General features: G+C 53.0%; 2 protein-coding genes and 1 pseudogene. 1 reads left to right on the forward strand and 2 read right to left on the reverse strand.

The window, feature by feature from the left end; genetic code table 11:
- Positions 1-66 precede the first annotated feature (66 nt).
- Positions 67-558 carry a hypothetical protein gene (locus tag HEQ34_RS13885; RefSeq protein WP_296201484.1) on the forward strand — a complete coding sequence of 164 codons (492 nt, stop codon included), beginning with the start codon at positions 67-69 and terminating at the stop codon, positions 556-558.
- A gap of 164 nt (positions 559-722) precedes the next feature.
- Here the strand turns inward: HEQ34_RS13885 and HEQ34_RS13890 are convergent, their stop codons facing one another.
- Together HEQ34_RS13890 and HEQ34_RS13895 are read right to left on the reverse strand one after the other, a co-directional pair.
- Complete coding sequence (locus HEQ34_RS13890; RefSeq protein ID WP_296201486.1) at positions 723-3,380, reverse strand: ATP-binding protein; 2,658 nt, start codon at positions 3,378-3,380, stop codon at positions 723-725.
- 497 nt (positions 3,381-3,877) lie between these two features.
- Positions 3,878-4,126: pseudogene (locus tag HEQ34_RS13895) on the reverse strand (dienelactone hydrolase); the annotation flags it as partial.

Consider the following 4,126-nt stretch of genomic DNA (forward strand, 5'->3'; position numbering starts at 1 on the left):
GCGGGCAACAGGCGCGGGTGCGCGTTGTGGCCCCGCATTTCTATGATGCCGCAGGGGAGCGTTACCGTGACTGAACTAACAATCTCCACCCTGCCCGCCGCCCCGCTGCATGTGTTTGAAATCTGGAGCAACGCAGCTTCTGTCGCCAAGCGATTCAAGGCAACATGCGGCTTTGCCTTGCCCCATATGGGCCGTTCGGGCGGCAGCGATGCGCTCCGCCTGATCCGTTTTGAACCCACGGTCTGGCTGGTCGAGGGCGATGCTTCGCCGCTGTCCGCCATATTATCCGATGACGGCGCGGTAACAGCCATAGGCGGCGGCATCGTCCGCATCCGCCTGTCGGGCAAAGGCTGGCGCACGCTCCTAATGGAAGGCGGCGTATTCGACGCCGAAAGCCCAACTTTCACCGCCGGATGCAGCGCAGCGACAATCATCGACCATGTCAACGTCCGCCTGCACGTCGTTAGTGACGATGCCTGCGACGCCTATGTGCCGTTGAGTTTCAGTAAGGGCCTGCTGCACTTTTGGGAGCAAGCCGCGGGGAGTTTGGCGGGGTAGGTTTGGGTTGAAGGTTGTGGGGAGGTGGCCCTTCGTTTAGTAGATAAGCGAACGACAATTACCGACTTCGGAACATTGTTGTCTGTATCGCCGGAATGTGGTTGGCAAGGGGACTGGCTGGTTTTGAATGAGAGCGGCAGTAAACAGACAGACTTAGGAACGACTTAACGATTCAACAGGCGTAGTTTTAAGCCTGTGGAGGTTATAATCTTGCCAGTCACCAAACCGTCTCGTTCTGACGGCTTGCCAATGTAGCGCGCAAACTCCAAGCCATCTAGAATCTGGCCATTAATTTTATACCCATGGTCAGCGGCATAATTATTGAGCATAGCGCAAAAACCAAAGGGTGCCGGATCACTATCAACGGGGACCGCAACGATTTCATCATCACTGTTACCTCCAAGGGGTTCCAGCGCGTTCACCAAAAACTCAAGTTCATCCTTCCGGTAATTGTCCACAAAACCAGAATGATGCTCTCTCACAAATCCGAGCTCAAAGCCTCCTTTCCGGAGGCCCGAGCGCTTTAACGTCGCAAAAAGCTCTTCGCCAGAAAGTAGCAACTCAAAAATCTCAGCGAGGCTCTTCGGCTCACGCTTGACGTTCATGCATATCAGCGATGAGGCATTGCCGCCAAATCGAGCAACACGACATGAGGCAGAGTATTTTTGTCCGGGGGTTAATTCAAGCGAAGCTAGTTTGCTTGCCTGCCCAGTTGCCCACATTGCTAAATGATCGGCTGATGTAGCCCTGCTAAATGCACGGCGCGGTCCATCCGGTTCATAGTCAATGGCACCAATGAAATCATCGCTGTAGGCATTGAACGCGCCCCGTGTCGCTAATGTGCCAACGGTTCTGACCCCACACCCTCCAAACACCGAGATTGCAGCCAGACCTTGATCGGGGAATTCGGGATTTACGAACGTCATTATTGGATGAAGCATGGAGATCGCATCTGATACCTGCGTGCTACCGCGCCGATCCGGCAACAAGATGTCTTCTAGCCAAGATTTCCTGTCCTGAGTGTGCCAATCACGCGAATGCACTTTGTGACGCTGACCATCTGCATCGACAGAAACATCAGCATTTAGCATTGGGCAGATCGAACTGACCAACTCGGCCAGGCTCACAGGCTGGTCGTTTTTGGATAGCGAGTGGGACTTGAGTTGTAGAAAATCGTTCCATTTCTCGCCAGTAATAAAAACTGAAACCCTTGTAGACAGCGATGCGCCGAAGTCATCTGGTCGAGCCGCCAACAGCAGCGGACGCGTCCCAACACCTCGTCGAAATTGCAGAGATCGGGTGTCGTCAACCGCTTTGTCAAACGGCCTCGATATGACATTCACATTGTCTGCAAGCATGAACACCGAGAAAAACCCGATGCCAAATTGCCCTATACGACGTTGTCGTTTCGCAACAAGTCCTGGTCGTTCCGATTTTACAATCCCAGACGACATGTAGCTGTTACCAAAATCGATGAGCGGTCCAGTTAAGACGGCTTCCGACATTCCAAGGCCGTCATCTTCTACATGGAGCCAATGACCCTCTATCTCATCGCAACGCCCAGCTTCACTGCGAACAATAATGTTGCCGACGTAGGTAGAAGTTAACGGTTCAAGAGCTTTGCGCTGAAGGACTGCGTCTGCGGCATTCTGGATCAATTCCCGGAGCGGGACATGCAAATCTTTACCGTAAAGTTGCTCTCCACCGAACATGTCCACAACATTATCGACCTTGGTAATGCGGACTTCTGCCGAGACCGGATGCCAGCCCTCTGCAACCAAGTTTGTCGCCAAGCGATCAGGCGCTTCCGCGTTTGCGATCCGGTTGATCCTAAACGCAGGCAACCGCAAGTCGCGCAACAAGGCATCTACAGTCTGAAGCTCTCGGTTTGCGACTTGGAGCGCATCAAACGCAATCCACCAAGCGTCAGCATCTTGAATGACGAAGGGAATTGTGGATGAATATACGAGCGCTCTGGGATCGGAGCCGTCAATTACTGGAGCGGCGATCCTATTCTGTGCCCGCCAATGAAGTTCGGAAACCCCCTGCAATTTTAGCAGGCCATAAAGAAAGTCAGGCGTTCGTGCCTGTTCTACCTGGGCAGCATCAGCACAACGCAACAGACAAGCCAGCAGAACTGGACGAATTGACCAAGTTTCAGGAAACCCGCTGGGGGCACCGATTACATTTTGCAAGCGAGCTGTGAGCTTACTGACATCCCAGTGGTGGCTTGCCCCGATCAGACCAATTATGCGCCCAAGATGGGCGCGCAAGCCATCGTCCGACAAAAGAAAAAACGTATTGCCATTGGTCGAGACCGACAAATCACACAATGTTTCTGCACGTTGAGCATGGACGTTTCGCAATGCATCGAAAAGTACGACTTTTTCCTCAGCTTCGGTAAGCGTGGCTAGTGGGTCATCGGCATAGTTTCGTTCTAGAAGCTCAGCTTCCGCATCTTTCCAAGCATCGGACTCTCTGATTTGGTCAATGCCGCCTGGAAATGCCGCAACTGTATTCGCAGCATCATGGATGAGGATCGCGCCGCCAAATACAAACACCTCAAGTGGTGTTAAGTCTAAATCTGATCCCGCAATCTGATCCGCTCTTGCCCAAAGCGCCTCAAAGTGTTTTTCATCATGGAGTGTCAAACCGGGTACATCTTTTTGTATCTGCGCTGCCAGATGCACTGCGTTTGACCAAAATTGCCGATATGTTACTCTTAATTTCTCTTTGGCAACCTCATCGGCGTCATTATCTGTTTTCTCTAATGCGCGTTGCCATAGGCCAGTTTTCTCGAATTTGTATGCTATCGTACCCATACGACCTAGATAGCAAGGTCCACCGAATATTCAATTTTAATTCGGTATATCAATCCGAAGTTAAACGAATGGCTGCTTTCAGGTGCCAGCGAAAGCGACGCCAATGTCCGCAATCTTGTCGTGTCCTCAACGTCTACTTCTGGTGATTGCCCTTTCCGGTGGCCCGTCCACTGCACCGCCCCGGCGTCGCGTCACCGTCCGATCAACCACCACCCAACTTGACAATCACCCCCTGTTCCTATAATGTTCCATCGTTCCTTGACAGCCAAATGCGGCATCCCATAACGCCCCTCCTACGCGCGTCTCTCCCGCCGCGATCCTGTAGGAAATTTTATTGCGCGCGCAAGAGTGCGGAATGCGTTTAGGTGAGACCTTAGTGTGACCTTTGACGCAATTCTGCGGCTTTTGGGGGCTTCCTATGAAGCGGCGGTGCTTTCCACACAGCTGGCGCGCCGTTAAAAAGTCTGGCCCTTTGACGCCCGACGGAGCGACGCTCGTTACTTCGCCGCTGCCTGATGCTGCAACATCATCCCTCGTGCATGGCGGCGTTGGAAGCCCTTCCATAATGTCACGCCTTCGCCGCCCGGGCTATATGCGCCCCATGTTGTTCCGGTCGGCGCATTCCATTGCCCGTCGTCCGAATCTTCAACGGCCACATTCAGATAGGCGGCCTTGCTGTCGTCATTTCGCAGATGCACGGCCAGAAACGCAGTGATGAAATGCAGGTTGATGGCGTTGATCCGGTC

This window comes from Sphingorhabdus sp. (genome assembly GCF_023910635.1).
GTDB lineage: Bacteria > Pseudomonadota > Alphaproteobacteria > Sphingomonadales > Sphingomonadaceae > Sphingorhabdus_B.

What these genes read in the sequence shown, in the direction of transcription:
- HEQ34_RS13890 (WP_296201486.1), bottom strand. Translation starts at nt 3,380, where the DNA reads ATGGGTACGATAGCATACAAATTCGAGAAAACTGGCCTATGGCAACGC.